The organism is Kaistia adipata DSM 17808 (assembly GCF_000423225.1).
Taxonomy (GTDB): domain Bacteria; phylum Pseudomonadota; class Alphaproteobacteria; order Rhizobiales; family Kaistiaceae; genus Kaistia; species Kaistia adipata.
Genome location: NZ_AUHO01000007.1, coordinates 227,888 through 254,055, shown reverse-complemented (window position 1 = coordinate 254,055; position 26,168 = coordinate 227,888). Strand labels below are relative to the sequence as shown.

Annotated in this window: 34 protein-coding genes; 7 read left to right on the top strand and 27 right to left on the bottom strand. The window is 66.3% G+C overall.

The window, feature by feature from the left end; genetic code table 11:
- Positions 1-7 precede the first annotated feature (7 nt).
- The 15 genes from G539_RS0106095 to G539_RS23805 form a co-directional block, all read right to left on the bottom strand.
- On the bottom strand, positions 8-3,166 hold the full coding sequence (locus tag G539_RS0106095) for a DUF4815 domain-containing protein (protein WP_035830475.1): 3,159 nt from the start codon (positions 3,164-3,166) through the stop codon (positions 8-10).
- Entirely contained in the window at positions 3,166-4,275 is a 1,110-nt protein-coding gene (locus G539_RS26965) for a phage tail protein (protein WP_035830473.1), read from the bottom strand. The genes G539_RS0106095 and G539_RS26965 overlap by 1 nt, the downstream gene beginning before the upstream one ends.
- On the bottom strand, positions 4,272-5,129 hold the full coding sequence (locus tag G539_RS0106090) for a baseplate J/gp47 family protein (RefSeq protein WP_029074413.1): 858 nt from the start codon (positions 5,127-5,129) through the stop codon (positions 4,272-4,274). The genes G539_RS26965 and G539_RS0106090 overlap by 4 nt, the downstream gene beginning before the upstream one ends.
- Positions 5,126-5,509: a GPW/gp25 family protein gene (locus G539_RS0106085; RefSeq protein ID WP_029074412.1), complete on the bottom strand. Its 384-nt coding sequence runs from the start codon at positions 5,507-5,509 to the stop codon at positions 5,126-5,128. The genes G539_RS0106090 and G539_RS0106085 overlap by 4 nt, the downstream gene beginning before the upstream one ends.
- Position 5,510: 1 nt before the next feature.
- The gene (locus G539_RS0106080; RefSeq protein WP_029074411.1) at positions 5,511-5,690 is read right to left on the bottom strand and encodes a hypothetical protein; all 180 of its coding nucleotides are present in this window, start codon (positions 5,688-5,690) and stop codon (positions 5,511-5,513) included.
- Between the two features lie 25 nt (positions 5,691-5,715).
- Positions 5,716-6,234, bottom strand: coding sequence for a phage baseplate assembly protein V (locus tag G539_RS23815; protein ID WP_035830472.1), 519 nt, complete (start codon positions 6,232-6,234; stop codon positions 5,716-5,718).
- A gap of 2 nt (positions 6,235-6,236) precedes the next feature.
- Positions 6,237-7,016 carry a hypothetical protein gene (locus G539_RS0106070; RefSeq protein WP_035830471.1) on the bottom strand — a complete coding sequence of 260 codons (780 nt, stop codon included), beginning with the start codon at positions 7,014-7,016 and terminating at the stop codon, positions 6,237-6,239.
- A complete protein-coding gene (locus G539_RS0106065) occupies positions 7,016-7,450 on the bottom strand; it encodes a hypothetical protein (RefSeq protein WP_245576813.1) in 435 nt (144 codons plus the stop codon). Before G539_RS0106065 ends, G539_RS0106070 begins: the two co-directional genes overlap by 1 nt.
- The gene (locus tag G539_RS0106060; protein WP_029074408.1) at positions 7,392-7,715 is read right to left on the bottom strand and encodes a DUF2190 family protein; all 324 of its coding nucleotides are present in this window, start codon (positions 7,713-7,715) and stop codon (positions 7,392-7,394) included. Before G539_RS0106060 ends, G539_RS0106065 begins: the two co-directional genes overlap by 59 nt.
- An 89-nt stretch (positions 7,716-7,804) precedes the next feature.
- Positions 7,805-9,301 carry a phage major capsid protein gene (locus G539_RS23810; protein ID WP_029074407.1) on the bottom strand — a complete coding sequence of 499 codons (1,497 nt, stop codon included), beginning with the start codon at positions 9,299-9,301 and terminating at the stop codon, positions 7,805-7,807.
- 106 nt (positions 9,302-9,407) lie between these two features.
- Positions 9,408-10,058, bottom strand: coding sequence for an HK97 family phage prohead protease (locus G539_RS0106050; RefSeq protein WP_156911855.1), 651 nt, complete (start codon positions 10,056-10,058; stop codon positions 9,408-9,410).
- Positions 10,055-11,572: a phage portal protein gene (locus tag G539_RS0106045; RefSeq protein WP_029074405.1), complete on the bottom strand. Its 1,518-nt coding sequence runs from the start codon at positions 11,570-11,572 to the stop codon at positions 10,055-10,057. Before G539_RS0106045 ends, G539_RS0106050 begins: the two co-directional genes overlap by 4 nt.
- On the bottom strand, positions 11,572-11,763 hold the full coding sequence (locus tag G539_RS0106040; protein WP_029074404.1) for a phage head-tail joining protein: 192 nt from the start codon (positions 11,761-11,763) through the stop codon (positions 11,572-11,574). Before G539_RS0106040 ends, G539_RS0106045 begins: the two co-directional genes overlap by 1 nt.
- Positions 11,764-11,765: 2 nt before the next feature.
- Positions 11,766-13,565 carry a phage terminase large subunit family protein gene (locus G539_RS0106035; protein WP_029074403.1) on the bottom strand — a complete coding sequence of 600 codons (1,800 nt, stop codon included), beginning with the start codon at positions 13,563-13,565 and terminating at the stop codon, positions 11,766-11,768.
- Positions 13,462-14,340: a helix-turn-helix domain-containing protein gene (locus G539_RS23805; RefSeq protein ID WP_084639850.1), complete on the bottom strand. Its 879-nt coding sequence runs from the start codon at positions 14,338-14,340 to the stop codon at positions 13,462-13,464. The genes G539_RS0106035 and G539_RS23805 overlap by 104 nt, the downstream gene beginning before the upstream one ends.
- A gap of 138 nt (positions 14,341-14,478) precedes the next feature.
- Here G539_RS23805 and G539_RS0106025 point away from each other — a divergent pair, with 138 nt between their 5' ends.
- Positions 14,479-14,898 (top strand): WYL domain-containing protein, encoded by a 420-nt coding sequence (locus G539_RS0106025; RefSeq protein WP_029074402.1) that lies wholly within the window; start codon positions 14,479-14,481, stop codon positions 14,896-14,898.
- A 13-nt stretch (positions 14,899-14,911) separates the two neighbouring features.
- Here the strand turns inward: G539_RS0106025 and G539_RS0106020 are convergent, their stop codons facing one another.
- From G539_RS0106020 to G539_RS27280, 11 genes are all read right to left on the bottom strand, one after another.
- Positions 14,912-15,478: a hypothetical protein gene (locus G539_RS0106020; RefSeq protein ID WP_029074401.1), complete on the bottom strand. Its 567-nt coding sequence runs from the start codon at positions 15,476-15,478 to the stop codon at positions 14,912-14,914.
- Positions 15,479-15,636: 158 nt separating this feature from the next.
- Complete coding sequence (gene nusG / locus G539_RS0106015) at positions 15,637-16,329, bottom strand: transcription termination/antitermination protein NusG (protein ID WP_169516615.1); 693 nt, start codon at positions 16,327-16,329, stop codon at positions 15,637-15,639.
- A complete protein-coding gene (locus tag G539_RS0106010) occupies positions 16,329-17,447 on the bottom strand; it encodes a helix-turn-helix domain-containing protein (RefSeq protein ID WP_029074399.1) in 1,119 nt (372 codons plus the stop codon). Before G539_RS0106010 ends, nusG begins: the two co-directional genes overlap by 1 nt.
- On the bottom strand, positions 17,444-17,968 hold the full coding sequence (locus tag G539_RS0106005; RefSeq protein WP_084639849.1) for a helix-turn-helix domain-containing protein: 525 nt from the start codon (positions 17,966-17,968) through the stop codon (positions 17,444-17,446). Before G539_RS0106005 ends, G539_RS0106010 begins: the two co-directional genes overlap by 4 nt.
- Positions 17,965-19,185, bottom strand: a complete 1,221-nt coding sequence (locus tag G539_RS26080; RefSeq protein ID WP_051231139.1) for an MT-A70 family methyltransferase — start codon at positions 19,183-19,185, stop codon at positions 17,965-17,967. The genes G539_RS0106005 and G539_RS26080 overlap by 4 nt, the downstream gene beginning before the upstream one ends.
- 1 nt (position 19,186) lies before the next feature.
- Positions 19,187-20,041, bottom strand: coding sequence for a ParB N-terminal domain-containing protein (locus G539_RS23800; protein ID WP_051231138.1), 855 nt, complete (start codon positions 20,039-20,041; stop codon positions 19,187-19,189).
- Positions 20,041-20,277, bottom strand: coding sequence for a DUF2312 domain-containing protein (locus G539_RS0105990; RefSeq protein ID WP_029074396.1), 237 nt, complete (start codon positions 20,275-20,277; stop codon positions 20,041-20,043). The genes G539_RS23800 and G539_RS0105990 overlap by 1 nt, the downstream gene beginning before the upstream one ends.
- An 89-nt stretch (positions 20,278-20,366) precedes the next feature.
- Positions 20,367-21,065, bottom strand: a complete 699-nt coding sequence (locus tag G539_RS0105985; protein ID WP_029074395.1) for an HD domain-containing protein — start codon at positions 21,063-21,065, stop codon at positions 20,367-20,369.
- Between the two features lie 139 nt (positions 21,066-21,204).
- The gene (locus G539_RS26960) at positions 21,205-21,354 is read right to left on the bottom strand and encodes a hypothetical protein (protein ID WP_156911853.1); all 150 of its coding nucleotides are present in this window, start codon (positions 21,352-21,354) and stop codon (positions 21,205-21,207) included.
- Position 21,355: 1 nt separating this feature from the next.
- Entirely contained in the window at positions 21,356-21,802 is a 447-nt protein-coding gene (locus G539_RS0105970) for a hypothetical protein (protein ID WP_029074394.1), read from the bottom strand.
- Between the two features lie 331 nt (positions 21,803-22,133).
- Positions 22,134-22,349 carry a carph-isopro domain-containing protein gene (locus G539_RS27280; protein ID WP_029074393.1) on the bottom strand — a complete coding sequence of 72 codons (216 nt, stop codon included), beginning with the start codon at positions 22,347-22,349 and terminating at the stop codon, positions 22,134-22,136.
- Between the two features lie 82 nt (positions 22,350-22,431).
- Between G539_RS27280 and G539_RS0105960 the strand changes: the two genes are divergently transcribed.
- Together G539_RS0105960 and G539_RS0105955 are read left to right on the top strand one after the other, a co-directional pair.
- A complete protein-coding gene (locus G539_RS0105960; RefSeq protein ID WP_029074392.1) occupies positions 22,432-23,184 on the top strand; it encodes a S24 family peptidase in 753 nt (250 codons plus the stop codon).
- Between the two features lie 141 nt (positions 23,185-23,325).
- Positions 23,326-23,577 carry a hypothetical protein gene (locus G539_RS0105955; RefSeq protein ID WP_156911851.1) on the top strand — a complete coding sequence of 84 codons (252 nt, stop codon included), beginning with the start codon at positions 23,326-23,328 and terminating at the stop codon, positions 23,575-23,577.
- A 74-nt stretch (positions 23,578-23,651) separates the two neighbouring features.
- Here the strand turns inward: G539_RS0105955 and G539_RS0105950 are convergent, their stop codons facing one another.
- Positions 23,652-24,317, bottom strand: coding sequence for a hypothetical protein (locus G539_RS0105950; protein ID WP_156911849.1), 666 nt, complete (start codon positions 24,315-24,317; stop codon positions 23,652-23,654).
- A gap of 131 nt (positions 24,318-24,448) precedes the next feature.
- Here G539_RS0105950 and G539_RS27655 point away from each other — a divergent pair, with 131 nt between their 5' ends.
- From G539_RS27655 to dnaN, 4 genes are read left to right on the top strand one after another with little or no spacing between them, the layout of a single operon-like run.
- Positions 24,449-24,574, top strand: a complete 126-nt coding sequence (locus G539_RS27655; RefSeq protein WP_281173885.1) for a hypothetical protein — start codon at positions 24,449-24,451, stop codon at positions 24,572-24,574.
- Complete coding sequence (locus tag G539_RS0105940) at positions 24,571-24,804, top strand: hypothetical protein (protein WP_029074389.1); 234 nt, start codon at positions 24,571-24,573, stop codon at positions 24,802-24,804. The genes G539_RS27655 and G539_RS0105940 overlap by 4 nt, the downstream gene beginning before the upstream one ends.
- A complete protein-coding gene (locus G539_RS0105935; protein WP_029074388.1) occupies positions 24,801-25,028 on the top strand; it encodes a hypothetical protein in 228 nt (75 codons plus the stop codon). Before G539_RS0105940 ends, G539_RS0105935 begins: the two co-directional genes overlap by 4 nt.
- Positions 25,025-26,167, top strand: a complete 1,143-nt coding sequence (gene dnaN / locus G539_RS0105930) for a DNA polymerase III subunit beta (protein WP_029074387.1) — start codon at positions 25,025-25,027, stop codon at positions 26,165-26,167. Before G539_RS0105935 ends, dnaN begins: the two co-directional genes overlap by 4 nt.
- Position 26,168 lies beyond the last annotated feature (1 nt).

Genomic DNA, 26,168 nt, shown 5'->3' with positions numbered 1-26,168 from the left:
CTCTTCCTCAGACCGCCGTTGCCGCAGCGCGTTCATCCGCCACCGAGGGCCGCGCCGCAGGCGTGCCGGTCAGCGTCAGGCGCACCCGGCCCTCGACGGCCGTGTGCGGGTTGCGCTCATAGGTGCGCTCGATCCAGCCATCGTTGAGCGGGGCCGAGACTGTGGCGGCCAGCACCTGCCAGTTGTCGTCGGCCGCATCGATCTCGACGACGAGGGACGACCCGGCCGGCAGCTTGGTCTTCAGCGTATTGGCGAAGCGGATCGCCGACCCCATCGGCATGGCGCGGCTGACATAGGTGCCGGTCGGCCGCAGCTTGCCTGCGACCAGCATGGCGCCCGGATAGAGTACCGGCGAGACCTTGGCGCTGCCGGCGAGGATCGCACGGAGCACGACGCTCTCGGTGATGTAGCTGGTCAGTTCCATCACCTGGCCGGCGTCGAGCCGGATCACTTCGCCGCCCGGCCGCTCGATCTCGAAGCGGATCGAGGCTGCGGCGGTCGGCAGCTCGGCCGTGGCGCGCACCATCAGGTCGGAGCAGTCAACGAGCGCATGCGTGCCGAGGCTGACGACCCGCGTCACCGGATCGAACTTCGCCGCCACCAGGCGGAACGTCAGGTCTTCCGCCTGATGCGGCGTCCAGGTCTTGGCGTTGGAGGACGAGAGCAGCACGCCGATCGTGTAGGGCTGGGCGGAGAGGAACTGCTGCGCCGCCGTGTCGAGATCGCCGATCCGGGCGATCGAGAGCGAATGCCTGATGTCGTCGGTCTTGACGACAACAGCATATTCGACGTCGGCCGGCAGATAGACCGGCATCGGGAAGCGGATCGCCGTCCAGGCGCCGAGCACGACGGCTGCCATGTCGACGAAGGCCGACGTGATGACGCTGGTGGTCGGGATGCCGTTCTCGACCTCGACCAGCTCGACCAGGACGCCCTTCGCCGCGTCGCCGGCGGCACAGAACTTCAGGTCGACACCGGCGAGGTGACGACCCTCGGTCAGCGTGAAGGTCTGGGCCAGCGGATCGGCGCCGGAGGTGCCCTGCACCGTCTGCTGCTGCCAGCGCTGGATCGTCGTGACGCGACGCATCACGTCGATCTCGATCGTGCCCTGGCCGACAAAGACCGCCTCGGCCGTGGTGCCCGCCATGCCCGTCGCCTTCACCGACTTGGAGCCGGCCGGGACGTTGGCGGGGATCGTGAAGCTGCCGGCGATCTCGCCATTGGCGTCACCGACCGGCGGGCCGGCGGGCGTCACGTCGAGCCCGTCGAAGGTCAGGCTTTCCAGGATCTCGCCAACGCCAAACCCCTTCACCTGGAACGCGATCGAGATCGGCCGCAGGAACTCGAGCAGCTCGGTCCGCTCGTCGACCAGCTGGGTCGCGACGGTGGTCCGGCTGGAATTGCCGGAGCCGAACTGCCGCGTCACCGGCGACGTCCATTCCGTCGCCTCCTCGGTCCAGAAGTCGACGGCAGGATTGATCGTCATCGCGCCCGGCAGCGGCTCGAAGTTCGCATAGGGGTTGATGAGCATGCAGGCGGTGACGCGCTCCTGCCGGACGATCACCTCTTCCGTCCAGGCGAGCGTCGCCGGCGCGGTCAGCGGCGTCGCGTAGAAGGTCGGGTCGATAGCGAGCTGGCAGGAGCCGTTGAAGACGGCGGCCGTCTGCGGTTCGCCGGGGTCGCGGTAGCGATCCGAGGTGAAGGGATCAACGAAGACACCATGCTTCGCCACCGGCTCTCGGCTGTCGATATCGCGACGCAGGCGCTCCAGCGCGATCAGGTCGGTCTGATCGATCAGCATGTTGTACATGCGATCGATCTTCCAGAACGGATAGGCGCGGACGCCATCATTCACGACGCCCGGCTTGCCCGTCCAGGTGTTGGTGATCGTGGCAAGCGGCAGCAGATCGGCCGGCGCCTGCGGCGCGACGGGATGCGAGCGGTTCGACTTGCCGGGCAGATAGACGGCCTGGCCGTTCTGGTCGAGGCAGAGAAGATCGATGCGCGGCAGCTTCCAGGCATAGGAGACGAAAACCGCCTCGCCGGTGACGCCGCCGGCGATCTCGATCGCATCGGCGAAGACCTGGCTCGGCGTGACTGCCGCGAGATGTCGATACTTGACCGTGTAGCTGGACCCGCCGAGCGGCTCCGCGCCGCCCGGCGCCCAGGAGATATGATCGCCGGAGCGGACATAGTCCGTGCCGGCGGCATAGGTCGTGCCGCCCTGCTTCACTTCGAGGATCTGCGTCACGCCGGTATTGGAAAGCAGATCCGAGGTGTTGTTCGGCGTACCGCGCGTGACGGTCTCCGTCACTTCCTTGGTGACGATCACGGTCGAGACCGAGGCGATCGGGCCATGGTTGAGCGGCAGCGTGATGGTGCCGCTACCGTCGAATGTGTGCGGCTCGGACGCGATCAGCTCAAGGTCGAAGGTCTCGAACTGCGCATGCCGCATGGCGGCGCCGCGCGATCGCTTGAAACCCCAGATATTGGCGACGCCTTCCGAGATCGAGAAGACCTGGTCATCGCCGACCTTGCCGAGCGCCGTCACCCGGCAGCCATCGACGATGTAGGGGCCATTGGCGTCGCGATCATAGGCGGCGATCGCCTGGTTGATGCCGGAAAGGCTCGGCGGCGGCGTCTGGTCGATGATGACGCCATCCGAGAGCAGATAGACCGAATAGAGGTCACCGGCCTCGCCATCGCCGGCAAAGCCCCAAGCGACGCTTTCGACCGAGCGCGCGGCGCCGGCCTCGCCCTCGCCCTCGGGACCGGGATGCAGGCCGAGCAGCGACGGATCTTCCACCTCGGTGATGACGGTCGTGAGCAGCCGCACGCCGATCGCGACATCGCCGGCCATCGGCACGGCCGTGAGCGTGGCGGCGGCGATGTTGCGGATATCGCCACGCACATAGATGCGGCCCGGCGCCAGGATGACGGTGCCCGCGGCGACATCGACGACGACGTCGGCGCCCTCGATCCGGTCGCCGTCCCGCGCCACCAGGTCGCCGACCCGCTGCACGCGGCGGCCGAGGATGGTCTGGACCTCATTGATCTCGGCGCCTTGCGCAAGGCGATCCTCGCGCACGATGACGCCGGTCCAGCCCGGATTGGCCGGAGCGCGATCATAGGCGGCGGGCAGTCCGGAAGAATGCTCGTGATCCATCAGAACCTCAGAAGAATGCGCACGCGCTCGCGCACGGTGCGGCCGAACTCGATGTCGATCGGGGTCGAAGCAATCTCGGGCAGGCTGGCGTTGAGTTCGCCGGGGCCGAGCCAGAGCGCGCCGGGGCGAGCCGGGTCGGCCGGCACGCCGGAAAGGATGAAGGAGACGGACGCAGCTGAACTGCCGAAGCCGTCGCCGAACTCGGTCAGCGCCTCGACCAGGACGATCTCGGCACCGGAGGCGACGGGCGCATAGTTGAGGCCGCCGAACTCGTAGGGACCGCTCGCGACCTGGGCGACGCGGCGATGCACGCGGGAGCGGCGATAGCCGATGACGTCGCCGGCGGCGTCGCGGAAGCAGGCCCAGGCGGTGCCGACCGGCACGCCGAGCAGCATCAGGGCCGAGCGGGCATCGCCGCCGAGGTCGTCCCAGGCGATGTCGGGCCATTCGATATCGAGCCAGGCCGGCTCGGCATCGCCGGTCGGCTCGATCCAGACACCGAGCGCGACCAGGTCTGCCTCGGTCATCGCATGATCGAAGCTGTTGCGCCGGCCGAAGGACCACTTGGCGCCGCCGTCGCGAATCGCAACGCCAGAGGACGAGCCGTAGCGCGAACCGCTCCAGCGGCCTCGGCCATATTCCAGCGCCCGGACGTCATAGCCGTGGAAGCCGCGCCAGAAGACCGAGCGGAGCGGCGTCGACAACTCGGCCACGCCCTCGATCGGCTCCAGGTCGACCTCATCGTCGCGGATGCGATCGAGATGGAGCTGGAACAGGTTCCAGCGCGTGCGGCGGACTGGCGCTTCCTCGATCTCGGCGGCATAGCCCAACCAGCCGAGCGCGCGATCGACGGCCGCCGGCGTGCCACGGACGCGGGTCCAGGCGATGCCCTCGGGGATCAGCTCGTAGAGGTTCGGAACATAGGGCGTCAGCTCGCCGAGGCCGTACTCGTAGACGAGATAGGGCAGCATCGTCGGCGTCGGCGTGAACTTGATGCCGTGCAGACCGGTGATGGCGCCGTGGACGCGCGGCGTCACGTCGATCGCCTCCGACAGCGCCCGCTCGAACGCCGTCGAGGAGGATGGCAGCAGATGGACGGGCGATATCACCGGTCACGCCCCATCAGCGCGAGGTCGATCGCGCCAAGCGCCACGGCACGCCCGGGCGGCACGATGACGTTCGCGGCCGGCGTCACGATCTCGACGCGCTGGACGCCGGACTTCATCAGCCGGGAGAGCAGCCATTCGCGCGTGAGGTCGAAGCCGAGGCCGCCTTCGTTTGCCCAGTCCGTCCGCAGCGCCGGGACAAGTGCCTCGACGAGCGATGCCGACGCGTCCGGCAGCAGCCAGATCCGCGCGGCGACGTCGATCGTGTCCGTGACGGCGGCGATCACCTGGATCGTGTCATTGACCATGCGAACGGCCGGCGCGTTGACGGCCGCCGCGACGAGCGCCAGGAGGCCGGCGTCGGCAACGCCATTGTTGTCGGCGGCGATCACCGCGATCTGGATCCGCGGCGAGGTGCCGTCGCGATAGACCGCCGCATCGGCGACCCGGAGCGAGGCGCCGAGTGCGACGGCGCGATAGCGCGGCTCGGTGCCGCCGGTCGAGCGCCCCTGGATGATGAGCTGCGTCCGCAGCCGAAAGCGATCGTCGCCCTCGTCGGGCAACCGCGCCGCGTCATAGAAGGCGGCGAGATGATCGAGATCCGCGCCGCGCGCGAAGGCGAGCAGATTGGCCCGCACCGCATCGTTGATCCGGGCGCGCAGCAGCAGTTCACGATAGGCCGCCGCCTCGGCAACGATCTTGACCGGGTCCGTCTCCAGCGAGCCGACGTCATAGGCGATGCCGGCCGCATCGAAGCGCGCCTGCGCATCCGCCATGACGGCGGCGAGGAGCGCCTCGAAGTCGAGCGTTGCGATCGCCTCCGGCGGCGGGAAGGCGGCAAGATCGATCGTGGTCATGTCGCGCCCCCGGCAATCGGAATGATCATCGACGCGTCGCCGCCTTCAGGCGTGAAATCGCCGAGATGGCCTCGCGGGTAGTAGACGCCCGACAATTCGAGAGAGAGGGCGCCGCTGGCCGACGCCGTGGTCAGCTTGCAGCCGAGAACCGCATAGCGCGGCTCCCACCGCGCGATCGCCATCACAGCCGCGGAATAGATCGCGAGGATGACCTGATCCGTCATCGGGCGGTCGATCAGGTCGAACAGCTCGGACCCGAACTCGCGCCGCATGACGCGGGAACCGATCGGCGTCGTCAGGATCACGCCGATCGACTGCCGGACATGATCGAAGCCGGAAAGCACCGCTCCGGCATCGCGACCGAAGCCGGAGGACGCCATGTCAGCCGGCCTTCTTGTCGGTCGCGGGTGCCGCCCGCTCCGCCTTCGGCAGCGAAAGCTGATCGCCATAGGGCGGCAGGAACGGCCGCGCCACGGCCTCGGCCATCTCGACGGCCTTGGGACCGGCGGCATGCCAGGTCCCGGCATAAAATCCGGACGTGTTGACGATGACCTTCATCATGGGGCTCCCGTTTGCGGTCATGGATCTAGTGCGGGGTCTTGGTGTCGGACCCGCCGGGGGTGACGCCGCTATGGACGTGCGTGTCACCGATATTCGTGCCGTTGTGCGCGACGCCCTCCCCCTCAATGGCAAGGGCGCCCTTGATCGTGACATCGCCGACGATCTCGACCTTCCCGTTGCCGATGGTCATCCGGGTTCCGCCATGGACGATGACGGCCTCGGGCCCGTCATGCGGGCGCGGGTTGGCGTTCGAATGGGTCGAGAAGTCGATCACGCCGTCGGTCAGATCGCCGCTCTCCGAAACGACATCCACCTGCTGGCCGACCGTTGGCGGGATGTGCGTGGACGTGCCACCGGCGGAGATCTCCTTCCAGGGAATCCAAGGCGAGAGATAGGGTTTGTCGCCATTGCCGATCCGGACCCGCGCGAGCCCCTTGGCGTTGTCGACAACGGTCACCGTTCCGGTGCGCCGGCGATTGCGCGACCGCCGGGCCTGCTCGGCGAGCCTGCGCTCGATCTCGACGATCCGTTCGAGGAGGCCCATCGCTACGGCGCCTGCGTGACAGTCACGCCGAGGATATCCGGACCCGTCGCCTCGGCGGGAAGCGGTGGCAGGATGGCCAGAGCGCGCGCCTCGTCCAGCGTCAAGCCGAAGCGGCGGCGCGCCGCGTCGGCGTCGGATCGACCGGCTGGATCGCCCAGGAGCTCACGAAGCTTCTCCAGATAGGGATGGCCGGTCTCCTCCATCCTGGCGAGGAACGCCGCCCATACCGATGTCGGGGCGATCGGCGCGGCGAAGACCGGATCCGGCAACAGGTCGAGCGTGATGACAAGCTGGTGCGCGGCGATGCGCGTTCCGCTCGCGGCGTCCGAGGTCCGCTTCCTCTCGATCTTCAGGACCGAGGACGACAGACCGCGCCAGATCTCCGCCCAGGCATTGTCGGGGTCGGAGAGGGCCGCGGAGATCTCCCGACCGACACAGTCCAGAAAGAACTCCAGCGCGGGATCGGTGGCCGGTATGCCGATCCCGATCACCGTGCTCGCACCGGTCTCGGCATCCGTCTCGGTCATTGCTGCCGTGATGCCGGCCTCAATCGTCAGTTCGGTCAGTCCGGACTTGTGCAGCGATCGGAGATCAATCCGATCCTCGATCTTGCTGCCGTCGACATAGACGGCGACGAACGGGCTCTCCTGATCGGTGCGAAGGCTGTCATCGGCGGCGATGTCGATCGCGCCGATCTGGCTGTCGAGCACATTGCCGCCGACCAGGGTCCTGCCCTTCAAAGCCTCGATCGTGGCGATCCGCAGCGCAATGCGTGCCAGCATCACTTGGCTCCGAGCGTGAGAACGATGAGGTTCGAATAGCGATCGCTGACCACCGCCACTTCGAACCAGGGCCGGCCCGCGCGATCATTGGCGCGGACACTGTCCCCCTGACGCGGCATCGGACCGGCATAGGTCGAGCGTTCGATGAAGAGCTCGGCCTGGCCGAGCGCCAGCCGGGACCGGTAGCGATCGGCGTTATCGCCGACGGGCTTGGAATCATCCCCGCCAACATGCAGGACGGCGTCGATGTCGACGGCCGGGCGGGCGGGATCGACGACGCCGCCTGTCAGGAAGGACAGGCGAACCGACTCACCAAAGGCGAGGCCGATCCTGCGATCGACCGCCGCCTCAAGATCTCGCCAGCCCGTCATATCGTCAGGCCGACAGAAGGACGACGCCGGTCGCCGACGGATTGGCCGCAGCTGCCAGCGCATAGCCGATCTTGGGATTGGCGCCGGAATTGTCGGCCGTGGTCGCCTTCGTTCCGTCGAAATAGATCACGGCGCCGACGGTCCAAGCCTGGCCGGAGGTCTTGGCGAGCTCGTAGACGCCGGAGCGACTGATTTCGACAGGCTCGCCGGACTTGGCGTCGAAGCCGGCGACGCCGAACAGCTTGCCGACCAGAACGCCGGCGCCGGACACGACATCGGCGGGAGCGGCAACGGTGACGGTATCGCCGCGCTGGATGAAGTTCTTCATCGCATCGGTTCCTTTTGGGATCGAGGTGAGGGATCGGGAAGTCGAGGCGGGGCGCTAGGCCCCGCCGGGTGACAAAGCGGGGGGAGCCGCTAGGCGCCGGGGTTCTTGTAGGCGAAGCGGGAATCGGTCGCGCCGCAGCCAAAATCGTGCTCGACCGACATGGCGAAGCCCTGCTGGCCGAACGGCTCGTCCATGCGGACGCGCGGCGCCTCGTAGCCCTCGAGGTAGCCCCAGCGATAGTTCGAGCCGGCGGCCGGGTCCGCGAGCAGATACCAGGCGTTCCCAGTGAGTTGCGAGCTTTCCACCGGCTCCAGGCGACCCGAGAAGATGTTGACGTTGGCAACCGTCGCCGGCGTGATCGATGCCAGCAGCTTCTCCGCTTCGGTCAGCTTGTCGGGTCCGACCAGCAGGATCTTCGGCGAGTTCGAGAGCAGCGGGTTGCCCGACGAGCTCTTCTGCTTCGACATCGCCGCGCGTGCCTTGCCGACATTGTCGACGTCGATCGCGGTGCCGGCGGCGGCGAGGTTGGCGTGGTCCGCGTGGAACACATCCTTGTTGTCGGCGAGCTTGCCATTGAAGGCGGTCGCGTAGAACGTCACCTCCTCGAACAGCGCCACCGAGGCGCCGTAGCTCGAGAGCAGTTCGCTGATCGCGCCGAGATCGTCATTGATCAGCATCTGCCGGGTGACGCGGAGCGCGATGGCGTAGCTGAAGGCCCGCACCTGCTCCTTGCCCTCGGAGAAGCTGCCATACTTGATCTCGCCCGTCTCCAGGACCTGCTGTAGCATCGGGAAATCGCCGATCTTGACGGTCGTGTCGGGCCGGAAGTCGCGGAAATTGCGCTTGCGGGCGAAGCGCTTGAACGTCGGCTGCGCCAGCGCGTAGCGCTGCTCCAGCGTGCGATTGATGGCGCCCTCGAAGATGATCGGGAAGTCCGACGTCGAGTGGGAGGCACGGGTGAAGATGTCGTCGACCTGGCGCGCATTGAGCATGCGCCCGCCGCGGAAGTTCACGCTGTCGGCGGCGAGATCGACGAGGCCACGGCCCATATACTGGCGGGCACCTTCGCTCGGCCCGGACTGCGGAAGGGGCGCGCCAAGGCCGTAGGAGAGCGCCTCGACCATGAGGCCGCGACGCTTCTCCGCCTCTTCCATGCCGACCTGGGCGCGGACGTTGCTGTCGGTCGGCGCCGCCGCCTCCTGCGCGACCATGTGCTCGAGGAGCGCGGCGCGGAAGTCATCCACGGCAGTACCGGAGCGGACATGCTCCGCACCGAGCTCCGGCGCACGGGCCCGCTGGGCAAGGTCCGTGATGGTCGAAACGCGCTCGCGCTCGGAGCGAACAGCCAGCGCCGCAGCCTCGGCAGCGGAGCCGGAGCCAGGACGGGACCGGGTCTCGCCCTCTTCGGCCTCGCGCTCGGCGATCTCGGCCTTGACCTCCTCGATCTCGGCGAGGATGCCCTCGTGATCCTGTTCGATGGCGCGGACGGCGTCCGCCTCCATGCCGTTATCGATCTCGCCAAGCTTGGCGGCGGCACGCGCGTTGAGCGTCGCAAGCGCCGCCCGCAGCTGCTTCAGGGTCCGCATCGGGACATTCCTTTCGTCTTGAGGTTTGCCTTGCCGAAGGGCAGGCGACGGCGTTCCGCCAGGCTGGCGGTAATCGACAGGAGATGAATTTCAGTGAGGAGCCGGGCTAAAAGCCCAAGGCCCGGCTGCGCATGCGCATGCGGGCGAGCGCCGCGGCCGCGATGCCGCCGCGATCCGCGAACTCGACGGGGAAGATCGGGGCAGCGGCCCTCACCTGCGCGCCGACATCGGCGGGTACCGTGACGAACGAGATCTCGCTCGGCGTCCAGCGCTCGACGATGTGCTGCTCGACCTGCCCCTTCTTCTCCGGCTCGACGACGCGGATCTTGTCGATCGAGTAGCCGACCGAGACATTCTTGATGATGCCGTCGGAGACCAGGCCAAACATGCGATCGGCGCGCTCGTCGAGGCCGGCGGCTGGGAAGCGGACAGTTGCCTTGCCCTCCTTCCCCTCAATCCAGGCACGCTCGACAACGCCGACCTGCGAGAAGGTCGTGTAGGTCGAATGGCTGTCGAGCACCGGGGCGCCGGCATTCATGCGGGAGAGGTCGATTGCCGCGCTGCTGACCACAAGGGTCTCATCGAAGGGAACGACCGTGTCCCAGCCCGCATAGCGACGACGACGCACGGTCGCGCCCGTCGTGAATACCAGCGTGACAGTGCGCGCTTCGATATCGATCGTGTCCCGACCGATCGACTGCTGACGCACCTGAAGCGGCAAGGCTTCCGGCATCCTTCGGGATTGCTGTTGGCTCATGGCGTGTCCTCGCTATCGGCCTTGTCGTCGATCTGCTGCTGGACCTGGCCGGCCTGCGAAATGCGACGCGGATCGCTGTCCAGGATGATGCCGAGCTTGTCGAGCTTCTTGTTGTCCTCGGCGATCTGGGCGAGCACGTCATCCGGGTTGTAGCCCGTCTCGGCGATGGCCGCGGACAGCGACTTGAAGCCGGCCCGCACCTCCGCCAGCTTCGCGTTCACGTCGCGGCCCGGATCCGCCGAATAGGGTCTGGGCGGCGACCACTCGGCCTCATGGTTCATGTGGTCGATCAGCCCGGCGAAATACGCCGCCTCGAGGAACCACCGCCAGATCGGCTCGCAGAGCATGGGGATGATGACCTGCCACTGCAGTGCCGAGATCATCCGGTTGAACACCTCAATCCCGACCTTGCTGGACGAATAGTTGATCTTGTCGAGGCGCCCCGACAGCAGGGCATGGGGAACGCGGAAGCCGGCGGCGATGGTATGCAGCATCGACGTCTTGTAGGCGTCGTAGGACCCAGTCGCCGCGGGCTGGCTGAACTTGATGTCCTTGCCACCGACCGCATTGTAGAACATGCCCGGCTCGAACTTTTCGACACGGGCTCCCCGGGCATTGTAGACACCGGCCGGTAGCGGCTGCCCATCGGCGCCGCTCATCTCCATGCCGATTGGATCGTTGATATCGCCACCCGTGACGACGCCGACGAGGCAGGCCTCCAGCTTTTTCCTGACCAGTTCGGCCTGCTCGTAGCTGGCGAGGTCATAGAGATCGGCGATCACCGGCGAGCCCCACGGAATTCCGCGAACCTGCGGACGCTGCCGCTCGTAGACGTGGGCGATATCCTCGGCCGGGACCGGGTTCGACTTGATCGACAAGAGCGGGTCGAAGAACGAGTTGCCGGGATGCGCGCCGAACATCCAATAGGCGCGGCGCTTGCGGATCGCATCGAACTCGATCCCCTGGATGACGACCCCGCCGCCGGACTGGATGCCGTCTTTGCTGCTGTCGATCAGGTCCGTTTCCAGCACCTGCAGCTGTAGCGGAACCGGCAGGCCATCCTCGACACGACGACGGCGACGACGCACCAGGCCGTCACCCGACTCGAACATGCCACGCACGGCCAGCGACTGGATGCCGGCGAAGTCGAGCAAGCCATCCGCATCGCAGCGCTTCGACCACGCCGCGAATAGCGCGTTGACCTTCGGATCCTTGGTCCGCGGCACGATGCCGTCGCCGACAGCATGGGTGACGAGAACCGAGAGCGCATTGGCGGCGTGCGGGTTGTTGCGCACCAGGTCCCGCATGCGGTCCCGCAGCAGGCGGCTGGCCTTCGAGACCTCCGCATCGGCGGAGGTCGACGGCGCCCGGATCGACGCCTTCAACCGGCCGCGATCAGCGCCGGCATAATCCCTCGTCAGGACATCCATGGCGGCGCGGTGCCGGATGCGGCGAAGACCTGCCTGCGGCGCGATCCAGCCGACGGCGCGATCGATGAAATTCGCCCTCGTCATCAGAACGCCGCCAGGATGATGCGGGAGGCACCGGACTTCTGTGCCTGCAAGGCTGCCAGCGCCTCGCGCATATCCTTCAGTGAATGATACTCGACCTCCCGGCGTGTCCCGCCGGAATGGAAGACCACCCGCTTCGCGCCCTGCGCGATCGCGTCGGAAAGGGCAGCGATCTGCTCGTCGATTGAGGCCACGGCTATAACCACTCCGAAGGTGCGATCTGGGGAACTCTGGAAACCGGCTTGATCTCGGGCGGCGTCGACAGCTCGCCCTCTCGATGCATCCAGTTCGCGTTGACCATCTGCCGGGCGGCGAAGGCGTAGACCGTGCAATCAAGCGCCTCATGCCGCCGCCCTGGCACAGGGATGAACTGCCGGCTCGGCTGGCCGCGTGCATAGCGGACGACCATCTGCTCGCCGACGAGCTGCTCGAACCACACCGCCGGCAGGCTCTTGGAGAACCGCATGGATTTCGTGCGCGCCAGGCGCCCGAAGATATGGCTCTTGATGCCCTCGACGCCGACGATGAACAGCTTGCCGCCCCGCACGGTCGACTTGGAGCGCTCGATCCACGGCCGGTTTCCGGCCGCGCCCTTGATCGCATAGACGCGCCGCCGGAAGCGGGGGAAGGCATAGCGATAGACCGTCTCCATGGTCTCGCCATCGGAACTGTCGATGCAGGTGGCATCCACCTTGATCTTGCCGCCGAGCGGATGATCCCAGCTCGTGGCCAGAAGCACGTCGAGCTCCGCCCAGGTCGTATGATCGTCGTAGCGGCCCCAGATGACGAAATGCCCGAGCGCGTAGGGGATGCCGTCCTTGTCCCACCCGATCAGTGTCACCTCGAGGCGATCATCCTGCACGTCAACGCCGGCAGTGATGATCAAGACTTCGACCGGTATGCCCGACGTGCCGTCCTCGCCGCCCTCGACAAGACCGAAATCCTCGACCCGGCCCGACAGCTCGACGTCATCGAGCTCGTCCGCGTTTTCCTTCCAGCCCTGCGCCAGGATGGTGTTGACGAAGGTCTGGAGCTTCGACGGATCATTCTTCGCGCCGACGAACTCCTTCGCCAGGCGCCCCCACGATGCGTTCGGCAGCAGCGAGATGAGGGCATTCATGCGGAAGCCGGCGTGGTCCGTTATTTCTGGGCGCGTACGGCTCCAGATGCCGGCCTCCACCATTTCCAGCTTGTGTCGCTCATGGATCGCAGAATCGCACTGCGGACAAACAAGCTCCGCTTTGTGCGGATCTCCCTCGGGCCATCGGATGTCCTTCCAATGGATCTCATAGAAGACACCGCAGCGAACGCACGGCACCTCGAAGATCCTGCCATCGGACTGCTCGTATGCCTGCAGCACATGGCTGGTTTCCTCGTAGACCGGCGTCGAGCCCATCACGATCTTGCGATCGGCGAAGGACAGCGTCCGGCGTTCGGCGAGGATGATCGGCGAGCCTTCCTTCGTCGGGGCCATGCCGTCCGCCTCGTCAATGAAGAGGATGCGGACGTTGTGGCGGCGAAGGTTGCGCGGCGCCTTGGCCGCGATCACCTTGAGCGAGCCACCTGGAAAGCGACGAGACAGCAGCGTATTCCTGCCCCCCTCGTCCACGTCTCCCGTCAGCAGCCCGTTCAAGGCGGGCGAGGCGTCGAAGATCGGCTCGACGTCGGAAACCATGTAGTCGCGGCAGTCGGCCTCGGTCGGCAGCAGCGACAGGATCGGCGACGGGTCATTCGAGCAGAAACTTGCCATCGCGCTCGTCAGCAACGTCGTGAAACCGACGCGGACCGGCTTTACCAGCGTGACGCGCTCGATCGCGCTGTCCCCGATCGCATCGGCGATCTCGCGCTGCGGCGGCCACAGCCGGACACGGCCCGTCAGTGATGACACGCCGTCAGGCAGATAGACCGTCTGCTCGATCCACTCCGAGAGCTTGAGCTTCGCCGGCGGCGTGATCGCTTCCCACACCGCGCGCCGCAGTGTTGCCAGCGCCGTCATAGTCCCTTTCACCAAGCTCGGTCAGCGCCGTGCGGATTTCCCTGTCGATCAGGTCGACGTCGAAGGTGGTGAGATGCGGCAGTTGCTGCCGGCAACGCGACGGAACCGACATCATCATGTTGCGGATCCGCCTCGCGATGGCGACCCATTCGCCGCGCACCTCGGTGACAGTGATCAGTTCCCGGCGGCTGGCGGCATTTTCCATGGCCACCTTGTCCGCCTGCTCCCGCGCCAGCCTGGCACGCTCCGTCGACAGGGCGTCGCCGGCATCGCCACCTCGACCGGCGGCGACGCCGCGCAGGTGGTCGCAGTACAGCTGGACGGACCGCCGAAGGTCGAAGCGATTCCGCCCTGTCTTCGCGATGATTCCACGGTCCGCGAAATCCGAGATCGCCCGCTTCGAAACGCCGAGGAAGTCGGCCAGGTCCATGGCCGTTATCTCGGCGTCGAGGATCGGCGCGCTGGCCTCCTCCGCGGCCGCAACCTCGAGTGGGAGCTCCGCCTCCGCCTGCTCGGCCTGCTTCTTGCGCGCCTTCGCCGCAAAACTGGGGCTGACACCGAAATGCTCGGCCGCCTGGCGCACGGTATGTCCTTCATCCAGGAAGACGACAACCTGCTGCCGAAGCTCTGATGGATACCCTTTGGCCACGTGATTCCGATTCCGATCAAAGGGCGGGGGAATCCCCTTACGAAACTCTGCATAGGCCGATATCCGGCAGTCGCGCTCACCCGCTCGGTGCCGAGGCCGGGGGGAGGACCCGACCGAGGGGGGCATGCCGCGCCTGCGAAGGCCACCCGTCGCCCCTCGCACCTGCGAGAAGCGTCACCCCCTCGCCCTGGTCATCGACGTCCATCGAGGTGCCTTGCCGTACCTGCCTCGCTCGGCAACAGTGATGCTGGGGAGGGCACTCGAATGATGGCGTGGATCATTGGATTTGTGGTGGTGTTGCTCGTTCTGGCCATGCTTGGGCGGAGTAAATGCTCGACGCCGCCGACGACGGACACTCAGTTCAGTCACAAGACGATCACCGATCATGGCGATCTCCGCATTGTGACCGAAGCCTCGATGCGAGAGTACAACCCTCACGCCTACCGGTTTGATGGCTTGGCGTACCCGGAGTTCCGCATCACCTATGCGGATGAAGATGGGGTCGTGACGGAGCGCGAGATCTACGTCGACGGCTGGCGAAAGCGCGGAGCCGTGACGTACTATTTCTGCTGGTGCTTCGAGAGAGATGATCGCCGTACGTTCCGTTCGGATCGGATCCTTGAGATCGTCAATGTCCAGACGGGAAGACAGATCAAGGACATTGTCGCCTACAGGACACGCTAAGCTCACTCCTTGACTAGGGCATCAGCTTCGCCAACGCCTTTTCGACACGGTCCTTCAGCACTTGGCCGGCCACGTCCTTGAACGCGGCGGCTGTCGCGCCCGTCAACATCTCCTTCGGGATGAACACACCCGACCGCGCGTAGCTGTATTGCCGCCCCTTCGACCGGTTGCGGAAGAACACGTGGCCGTTCCACTGCGGGACCGGCGTGCGGCTCGGGAATGCTCCGCCCATCATGAAGGACCGCGGATAAAGCGTGCGCTTACCGAAGGGCTTGGCGACGACGCCGGGCGCTGTCTCCTTCGGATCGAGATATTTGAGCCGGATGTTCCCGCCTCGCGTTACCATGTCGTAGGAAAGGCGCTTGCCCCCCGCCTTCGCCACCTCCACCGCCGCAACGATCACACGCCGCTGCAGCCCGGTTTGCTTGGTCAGGTTGCGGATCACCTGCGTCTTGGCGCGATTGCCGACCTGGTTGATGATGCGGGGCATCACCTTCGGGAACTTGGTGTTGAGCGCGACTATCCGCTCACGAAACTGTTCCAGATGAGCATCGGCCCATTTGACGGTGATGGTCGACATACCCCAGACAAACGAAAGCCCGGCACGCTGTCCGCGTCCGGGCCATACTTCGTCCCCGGCGAAGGTCGGTTGCTACCGCCTTCCGGGGGGACCGACCTCGCTCATGACCCTGCTGGGTGCGATGGTGTTCCAGTCCGCTCGTCCTGTCGGATTCGCTATCAGGTGACCTCAACATGGTCAAGCGGCATGAAGACGGGCACCGTTCCACCGAACACGCCGACGTCGCACTTGACGGTGTCCGGATCGCCGCCCTCAACCACCGTGGCAGGGAACCCCTGGAACGGGCCTTTGACGATGAGGACGGGCATATTCGGCAATGGCTTCAAAATGTTAACGGGCTCGCGCTCGTCGTACTCTCCGCTCGCCTCGACGTTCCGAATGCCATCAACGACGGCATCATCCAGGCGCACGACCTCGCTCGACCCATGCCGGATGACGGCCGCCACGCCGGGGATATCGAGCAGCACCCACCAGGCGCCAAGGCGCGAATCGGCCGCGACGAACAGGTATCGCGGATAGAGCGGCACGGTGATTCTCTGCATTGTCGGTTTCTCGCGACGCTTCTTACGCGATTGCGTGCGGTCGGCCCGAAGCCCACCGCGCTTCTTCACGATCGCATAGCGCGTCGTCATCGGCCGATAAACGGTCCAGCCGCGCCGCTCCAGCGCATGCACGGCGCGCCCGTCGCCGCCCGCCACATAGACGATGTACCAGCCTTCACGCCCCGGCGCGCGAACGGCTGCCGCAGACCGCCCGGCGCGGCCCGCCTCGACGATATCCCCGATCCGCCAGACCTTGCCCTGTTCGCTCATGAGACCCGCCGCCATTTCCATTCCCAAGATCATCGTCATCAGCCCGCCCTCGCCTGCTCGTGGCCAGGAGGCCATCGGCTCGGAACCCAGACGAAGGGCATGCCGATCGAGAGCGGCGTGAAGCTGATGCCGTGCCGCGCCATCGCCGCCGTCCAGGCCGCCATTTCCGCCGTGGGGCGCCCATCGACGGCCACCCCGATCTTGACGAGCGCGCCCGTCTCGGCGTCGCTCGGAACGTCGGCGACACGCACGGCATAGCCGGTTCCGCGCTGCATATTTTCAAACATGACCTTGACCGGCCTGCCCGCCGCGACGAGCCGCCAGAACATCGCGAACCATGGCAGCGTGCGGGCAGCGAGCGTGACGGACGACAGCGCCGCTCCGCCGCCTGCGACCAGATGGAAGTTCTTCCATGCCCGCTCTTCGAGATAGTTGAACAGCCGCCTGCCGCCCTTCCTGCGTCCGGCCCGCATCGAGGCAATCGCGGCTGGCATGGCCGCAAGCGCAGCTTCCTGTTCCTCCGACGTGAGCGCCTGCCAGGCCGGGTAGGTGCGGGTGATGACCTCCGCGGCAGTGTCAGGCCACACCTGCCACGCCGACGTGATGAACCGCGTATCGGCCCATGCTTCATTGGCAATGCGTGCAGCCTTCTCGCCGGCCGTCTCCTTCACGGCCACACCAACCCGCGCCCCGCGCGCCTCTCTCTCTTCATCGTTAGATAAAGGGATCGTTCTTATGGGTATCGACCCAGAGCCGATACGGGGGTGTCGGTGGAGCCGATAGGGGGGTGTCGGTATATCGACAGGGGGGGGGTCGACGCCATCTTCTTCCTCCTCCAATTCATCATCATCCGTGATGAATTCGGCCGGACGAACATCATCGAGCAGCACGCGATATTCACTGGCGCGATCGCCATTGTCCTCGCGAACGAGACGGCGTTGCTCGATGTAGCCGAGCTCGACAAGAAGCTTCACGGCGGCATTGATCGTCGAAGGCACACAGCCGAGCTGCTTGGCCATCTTGACCTGGCTGCGCGTGCACCAGCCATGCCGGTCTGTATGGCTGCCGAGAATGCCAAGCACGTTCAATGCCTTGCCCTTCAGGCGCGGGTCCGTGAAGGCAGTCGCCAGCGTGATGGAGAGACGCGGCCCGGTCATGCCGATGACTTCCTCTGGTCGAGCGGACCGCGCGCCGGCGCGAGGCCGAGGCGCTCCGCATGCCGCGCGATGCCGTGCAGGACGGTGGTGTGATCGCGGTCGAGAAACTGGCCGATCTGCGGCAGGGAGAGCCGCGTTTCCTTGGCGGCGCGATACATGATCTCCTGCCGCGCGCGGGCGAGCGCGCCATGACGGCGATGCGAGAACAGCTCGTTTTCGGTGAGACCGTAGAAGGCCATCACGGCCGCGGATATCTCGCGCATATGCGCCAGGTCGTCGACTGTCGCGCTGTGGCGCGCCTTCCGCGCCGCCGTCGCACGCGCCGCCTTGGAGAGCTTGGGCCCGTTCAGCCGGCACGAACCGCCGATCTGGTGGCGCAGCCGTCTCACGGCGTCCCGCGCATGACGGTCCGGCGGCTTCGCGCCATGATGGATCAAGAGCAACGCCAGCGCGCGGCGGCATGCCACGACGCGCTGTTCGCGCGACATCGCGAGATCTTCGGGAGTGGCGTGCGCACTCATGCCGCCACCTCCGGCGCTTCCAGCCCCCAGACGTCCCAGCCAGGCCGCGCGCGGCGGGCGTTGAGCTCGATCTTGGGCAGGTTCGGGAAATAGGCCTCGATCAGCTCGGCGAAGATCTCCGGCTTCGCCGAATGCGCGCCGACGGGCGCCTCTATCACCGAGGGCCACTGCTCGCCCGGCGCCGGCGCCGGGATGCCGCCGCGCGTGCCGACGAGCAGCAGCTCGTGCTTGTTGCGGTTCCAGTAGCCGGTGCCGGTCCGGTCCTTGAGCCAGATGAAATGCGACTTGTACTCGAAGCCCCAGCCCTCCATGACGCGGATGGCAGCCTTGAGCATCGCCGCCGTCGCCCAGTGGAAGAGCACACAGTCCCTCGCCGCGATCCTGCCGACATCGCGCAGGACGAGGTCGTTGGTCGAGGTCGTGGGATAGTGATTGTCGGCCGCCCGATCCATGCCGCTGTCGCGGCTGTAGGGCTCGAAGCGCCATTCGCAATCGGAATAGATCACGCCATAGCGCTTGTCGGGCAGCGCCCGCTGCTTCACCGCGAGATCGGCCTCGCGCCCCGCACGCCGCGCCTTCTTCTCGGCCGTCTTCTCGTCGCGCAGGTCTTTGATGACCGCGCGAAACGCCCGCGCCGTCTCCCCCTGCGCGGCAATCCGCGCAAGCACAGCCTTCTGTTCTGGAACGGGCAAGGTGGCGATCTCGGCCGCCGCCCGCACACTCAACTTCCGGTCGTCGACCGCGGCGACGATTTCCGGCACCGCGCGGTTGATCACTGTCCGCGCTCGCTCGACGCCCGCCTCGTCGGCGGAAAGATGGTCAGCCGCCTGCTGTCGGGAAATACCGCCATTGGCGGTATTTAGATCGGGCCGGCCTTTGGACATCGTGACGAGGCGCGCGGCGATCATGCGGCGCTGATCGTCGGTCAATTGCCGCCGGTGCATGTTCTTCGAGATCACATAGGCGAGCGGATCGCCGTCGACGGCGGGGATGAACCGCACGAAGTGCCGCGCGTCGGCCGGATCGACGGCGCCCTCGCTGTTGATGACGCCGGCGGCGCGCGAGGCGCGATAGCGGTTGCGCCCATCGAGAATCCGTCCGTCGAGCAGCACCACCGGCTCGCGCAGGCCGCGTGCTGCGACGTCCGCGACCAGCTCGTCAAAGGCGACGCCCTCGATCAGCGGGAAGAGATCGGCATAGGGATGAAACGGCAGCATGTCAGGCAGCCCTTCCCAGGTGCTTCGTCCAGGCAGCGTCGAGACGGGCGACGAGCACAGTCCAGACCGCCGTACCCTTGGGACGTTCGGTCATCTTGGCCTTGTCGAGCTCGCGGATCAGTAGGACGCTCTCGAAGAAGGCGAGGATGTCCGTCGGCTGGTGGTCGAAAGAGAGCGCCCGCGCCACGAAATGCGACATCGCCGTGATGATGGCGGCAGGCAGCCCGCCCTGCACATTGTTGTGGGTCTCGCGGACGCAACGGAGCGCCAGGATCGTGGCCTCATCGCCATAGGCGCGAATGGCTTCCTTCAGCGCGCCGATCGCCATGGTCTCGCCGGGCTTCTGCTTGAGCTCGGTTGTCGGTGACGACAGGATCTTCACCGTGGCCCGAGCGGCAACCTCGGCGATCCGCGCCGCTTCGGCATCGCCGGCGGCGAGCGCTGCCTTGTAGAGGGCGAGATTGTGCACGCGCGTCGTCGCGCCGTTGATCGCCGTGAAGGCTTCGGCCTGCTCGCCGGGCGTCGCGAAGACAATCTGGCAGGGCACGCTGTCGATACCGATCATCGCCGCTGCCGTCGTGCGGTGCTGGCCATCGAGAATGGCGAAGCGGCCGCCCTCGACGGGCGCGACGATCACCGGCGAGAAGCGCGTCCAGCGGAAGCCATCCGCTATCCGGCGGATGTTCTTTCTCCCGCTGCTCGAGATCTCGCGCTGATAGGCGGGGTCGACGACAAGAAGATCGATCGACAGCCACGACAGCTGCGGTGCGGCGCCGGTGGCAAGCCGGGCCGGATGCTGCGGCGTTCCGGCCGGCGGCCTGTCGATGATGCGGAGGGGAGCGCTTGACTGTTCCATCACACCATCCCCAGCGCGTTCTTGTAGAGTTCGAGGATCGATTCCTCTTCCTCGCGCTCGCCGGCGTCCTTCTTCCGGAGCGCCACGATCTTGCGCAGCGCCTTGGTGTCGTAGCCATTCGCTTTGGCCTCGCCGTAGACGCCCTTGATGTCGTCGGCGATGCCCTTCTTCTCCTCTTCCAGCCGCTCGATCCGCTCGACGATCGAGCGAAGCTGCTGCGAGGCGATCCGCTCCACCGCGCCGTCATCGGCCGGCGGCGCGTCGGGCTTCAGCGTCTTGCCGGCGCGGATGCGGCCGGCGGCATAGGGGTCATAGACGTCCTCGCTCATGGCGCGCCCTCCGCGACCACATCGACGCCCATTGTGATGACGTCGCCGAACACGTCGATTGCCTGCGACGGATGCCACGCAAAGACCCGCACCATCCATTCGTCGGCCCAGAAGCCCGGCCGCTTCGGCTCGAAGCTGAGCCAGCTCAGCGAGGGGATCGGCGCGGCCGCCTCGACCGCGGCATGCCAGGGCGCGGGCGGCTTCGCCATGAACTGGTCGCGCTCGGCCTTGAGCATGCGGATGTCCATCTCGGCGACGATCTCAGCGATGCGCGGCGGAAGCGGCCAGTCGAGCCCGAGACGGGCGTAGAGCGCGGCGTCGAGCCGTTGCCTCATGCCCTTGATGGCCGCACGCACCAGGCCAGGCATGCCGCCGACGCTCCTGTCGTCGGCGATCCTGTCCAGCGCCTCGGCGACGGGCGTGGTGATGTCGCCGGAGAAAACCTCATGCGCGTCGTGCAGGAGGAAGGCGAGCGCCGCGTTGGTGTCGCCGCCCGTCTCATGCAGGATGGCGTCGGCACCCAGACAGCAATGCTGGGCGACGGAATAGCCGTGCCATTCCGAAAAGCTGGCGTGGCCGTCGAAGCGGTTGATCAGCGATAGCGGCACGGCGACATCAACGCGAACATCGATTGCCGAGAGATCCGGCCACACCAGGTCGATCGCGAGGCCGGAGCGGCTTTGCTTCCAGGTCATGCCGCGCCTCCATGAGCGAGGCAGAGGAAGCCGTCGCCGCCGGCGCGCCGGGTCCAACCGAAGAGCCGCGCCAGCTCGGCGACCGTCGAAAGCTTCCCCCGCGCGCAGAACTGCCGCGGGCATGCGTGGCATGTCAGGATCATGACTTCACCCATTCGATGGCGATGGAGAGGATCTTGGCCCCGGAGAGGAGCAGCACGCTGGCGAAGGAGAGCCAGAGCATGGCGATGCCGATGGCGCGCCAGAGCGTGTCGCGCGGCACGCGCGGGACGGAGAGGCTGCGCCGCATGTCAGGCGCCCCGCGCGGCGACGACGGAGAGGCGGCGCTTGGTGGCCGTCAACCGGTGCTCGTGCCGGCCGATCGTCGCCAGCGCGGCCTTGGCCTCGCCCGGCGTCACGTCGCGATCGGCGAGCGCGCTGCCGAGCGACGACGTCACCTCGGCGCTTGATTGCGCGACGCCGACCAGGTCGCCGACGAGGTCGCCATTGAGATCGTCGCCGCCATCGGCGCAATCGGCGACGGCGACGAGGCGATGCGAGGTGAGCGACGCCAGCATGGTCGCCCAGATCGGTTCCTGCGTATGGAATTCGATCAGCGTGACGGCCCAGCTCGGGATCAGATCGGGATAGGCGCCGCCCTGCCAGCGCGAGATCTGGCCGTCCGAAACGCCGGTCAGAATCTTGACCTTCGCGGGGCCGCCGGCGGCGAGCACCAGCTGGCGCGTCGCCTCTTTCATCAGGGAAGTCAGGCCAACAGGCAAAGCGATAGCGTCCACGAAAAAGCATCCCATGGTTTTTCGGTGCGAAAACGAAGGCGAACTGTCAGTTTCGAGCGGTCAGGAACGCCTCAGGGAGGGCCGCGCGGATGCCGATCGTCGGGAAGGTCGCCCAGGAAAAGAGCGGACGGGCGCGGCGCGGGCCGGCCCGTCCAAAGTCTGGGGAGGAAACGCCCAAGGACGCGATGACCGAGGGCAGTCACGGCAGCACGCAGGCGGCCGCTTCTCGGTCCGGCCACAGCCGGGAAATCGGAGCCCTCGAACCGGCGCAGGCGATCATCAAGGCCGACCGTCATGAGCTGTCCTTGAGGTGCAGCTTCATCAGCCGATCAGCATCAATGCCAGCCATGCCCCGCTCTGCCGCCGCCTGAATGATCAGCGGCCAATAGTCGATCGGGATGGAGTCGCGCCGCTTCATCTCGGAAGCCGTCGAAACGTTCTTTCCGATCACGGCCGCAAACTTCGTGTTACCGCCGAATGCGTCGATGAGGTCGCCAATCGTGTTCATTCGCCAGAACTCACACGAAACGTGCTTGCAAGTCAACATGATTGATGTTGACATAAAGTGTGATAGTTCCGCCATGGAAACTATGCACTCCCGCCTCAAAGAGGCTCGCATCGCGGCCAAGTTCACGTCGGCGGCAAAGGCGGCGCTCGCCCTCGGCCTCAAGCCATCGACCTACAACGCCCACGAGAACGGGCAGAATGAGTTCGACGCCGAGACCGCCAAGATCTATGCGAAGAAGTTCCGCGTCAGCGCCGCATGGCTGCTGACTGGCGAGGAGGACGGCCCGAAACGGGTGCCGCTCGGCCAGGAGTTCGACCCCGATCCGGATTTCGAGGCAGATGGCGTCGCAGCCTACACGGCCGATCACTACAAGCCCCGCTTGCCCGGCGCGCGACCAGAAATCGACGTCATGCCGGGAGCTGGGGAAGGCGCGGTCGGGGACACCAGAAGTATCGCAATTTCAGCAGGTTCGAGCGTCACCGGCCATCGCGTGATTGCCGAGTGGGTACTGCCGGATGCCTTCTATCGCCACGAACTGCAGGCCAACCCAGACGGCAGCGTATTCATGTCGGTGATCGGCAATTCCATGGCCCCGACGCTCTGGCCTGGCGACCGCGTGATCGTCGACACCCGGCAGAACGTATTCGGACCTGACGCGATCTACGTGTTCGATGACGGCGACGGAGAGCCCCGGGTGAAGTCCCTCAAGAAGGTACTGGGCACGGACGAGGTCCGCGTGATCTCAGACAATCGGGATGCCTACGGCGAGGACCGGATGTCGCTCTCGGTCCTCAGAATCATCGGCCGGGTGGTTGGCAGGGTCTCGAAGCTGTAGCCGCCCAACACAATCAACATATTCGATGTTGACATAAATCATGTTGTCGTGTTGATATCCATCATCGACGCGACGCCGACGGCCATTCAATCGCAACAGCGGCCCGCGCCGAACCTTTCAAGGTTCACGATGGAGATCGCGATGCTTTCGACCCAGACCCGCTTTTCCCGCCCCTCCCGCACCATGCGCGAGACCGCGCTCGACAAGGCGCGCCGCCTCGGCCGCCTGCCTGACCTGATGGCCTCCGAGATGATCAATCTCGCCGCCGGCGGCGGCAGCTGCACCGAAGCCGACCTGCGCAACTACGGCTTCTCCGCGACCGAGATCGCCGAGCACGCCGGCGCAGCCAACCAGGAAGCGCAGCGTCGCTCCATTCGCCAGGCAGCCGCCTGACGCGGAAGCGTCAGGCCAGCGCGGCTTCGGTCCTCCCGCCCTCTTCCCCCGCCGAAGCCGCGTCTCACCGGACACTATCCCGCATTCTTGAGGTCGGCGGGCGGATGAAGGTTGAGCTCATGATACGTCTTCAAGTCGCCATCGCCGGCCCTGAAGTGTCGGAATCTCCGACGCCACGGCCCAATGGCAAACAGATGCTCAGATGGTCGCCCCATAGCAAGCATCGCCGCGTTGTAGGCGCAGGCGCCAGCCGTCCCATTCGGGGCAGGTTCGTCGCCGTAGGACGTCAACAATCTGGCCTTGATGCTTCTGAGGTCCGCACCACCCTCCAACTCACCGAGAAGGGCGAAGCTCAGGCGCCGCATCGAGCCATGGGTCCGGGCCTTGCCGGACAGATCGAAGACCAGGTCAGCAAGACCTGCGATGGTCGTCAGCAGCGCGACGAATATTCCAACCGTTCGGTTCTGGCCCGCAAGATTGGCAAAGGCGGCTGTGCCAGCAACAACGACGGCGAACATCAGCCAGCGATGCACGCCATCGAAAAACCGCTCGCGATCCTCGTGATACCGGGCGTTCCGGATCAGCTCGAACTGCAGCTCTTCGGCGGGACTCAGTTCCGCCCGTCTCTCGGAGGCCGAGGGCCCACCGGCGAATCCCTCGTCTCGTTCCCTGGCCCGGTCGGCCGCGGTTCCGGTCGAGGCCTCGGCTCCGAAGGCTTGGGCTCCCTCACTGCCTGCCATGTTGCTTCTCCCATTCGTAATCTCCTCGGCTTCAGCCAGTTCGAGGGGGTTGCGGAAGCCGGCCCGGTGACTCGGGCCGGCACACCAATACGTAGCACGCTCGCCTAGAGCACCCATAGCGAGACCAAACCATGCGCACGATCACCGAAATGATCGCCGCGGTGCAGGACAGCACGGCGGCGAGCTGGAATGCCTTTGCCGCCTGCCTGGCCGGCATCGCCCTTGTCGCCTTCGTCTGCGGGAGGCTGCCCGGATGACGGAGCTTACCCGAAGCGAACGCGCCGCCCTGGCGCAGGCCGAGCAGCTGCTGACCGAAGCCGCACCCGACCTGCAGGCGGCCCGCAATGGCGGCATCACGCCGCCCCGGGCGATCGTCTCCAAGGTCGCCACGGCAACGCTCATCCTCCTCGGCCTGATCGAGGACGGCATGCACGACCACGCCATCATCGCCAACCTGGAAGTCTGGATCGGGGAGGAACGCAAATGATGATCTGTGGCGCATGTGGCGAGCCTCTCGACTTCGATGCGGATGGCCGTGCGATAGCCAGTGAGCCGGACATCGATCTCGCAATTCACGCGCTGACAAAGGGCATGGGCGACGAAACCCGGCGCCTGCCGGACGTTCTGACCTACCTCGTCCGAGCCATCCCCGACCTGCACCCGATCACCGCCCTCCTCGAGCGCGAGACCGGAAGAAAGCTCACGCCATGAAGCTGATCATCGAACGCTCCAATCTCCTGGCGGCGCTGACCACCTGCAAGGCGACCGTCGAGGCCAGGACCACCATTCCGATTCTCGCCTGCGTGCGCCTTTCCGCGTCTGGCGCGGAACTCAGCGTCACCGGCACGGACCACGATCTCGAGACGACGGATCGCGTTGCCGCCGAGGTGCTCCGCCCCGGCGAGCTCTGCGTCAACCATGGCGACTTGCACGACCTGGTGCGCCGCCTCCCCGACGGCGCCGAGATCGCGCTCGATCACGACGGCCTGCGCCTTGAGATCCGGGCCGGGCGCACCAAGGCGTCGCTGCTCACGCTCGGTGCCGACATTTTCCCGAAGACAGAGGCAGCGGCTTGGGAGCACGAGTTCCAGATCCCGGTCGGGCATCTGGTCAAGCTGCTGGCCGCCACCGAGTTCGCCATGTCGGACGAAGAAGTGCGGTTCTGGCTCAACGGCGTGTACCTGCACACCCGCGAGAAGGAGGACGGCAAGGCGCAGCTCGCGGCTGCGGCCACGGACGGCCATCGCCTGTCCTGGGCCCATACCGACCTGCCGGACGCCGCCGCCGGCATGCGAGCTGTCATCATTCCGCGCAAGACGGTCTCGACAATTCTCCCCCTGCTTGCGAAGCGAGCCGACAAAGATGCGACCGAGCCGGTCGCTTGCGCCGTCAGCGAGACCAAGCTCAGCGTCGCACTCGGCCATTGGCGCATGCTGTCGAAGCTGATCGATGGCCGCTATCCGGACTATCTCCGCGTCATTCCCGCCAACCCGGTCACCTTCGTGAAGATGCCGCGCCGCCAGCTCGAACTGGCGAGCGGCCGCGCCGTCGCGATCCTCGACAAGGAGAGCAAGCAGATCCGCCTCGCCTTTAATGGCGAACAGGACGACGGCCTCACGCTGACCTCGGCATCCGCGACGACCACGGCCGAGATCGAGGATCACCTGAATGTCATTCTCGAAGGGCCGGCTCAGACCATCGCCGTGAACGGGCAATATCTCGTGACGGGCCTCGGCAGCTTCGCCTCGGACGACATCACGCTCTCGATCAGCGACCCGCAAAGCCCGCTCATACTTTCCGACGACCAGGACGACAGCCGCGGCGTCGTCATCATGCCCATGCGAGGTTGAC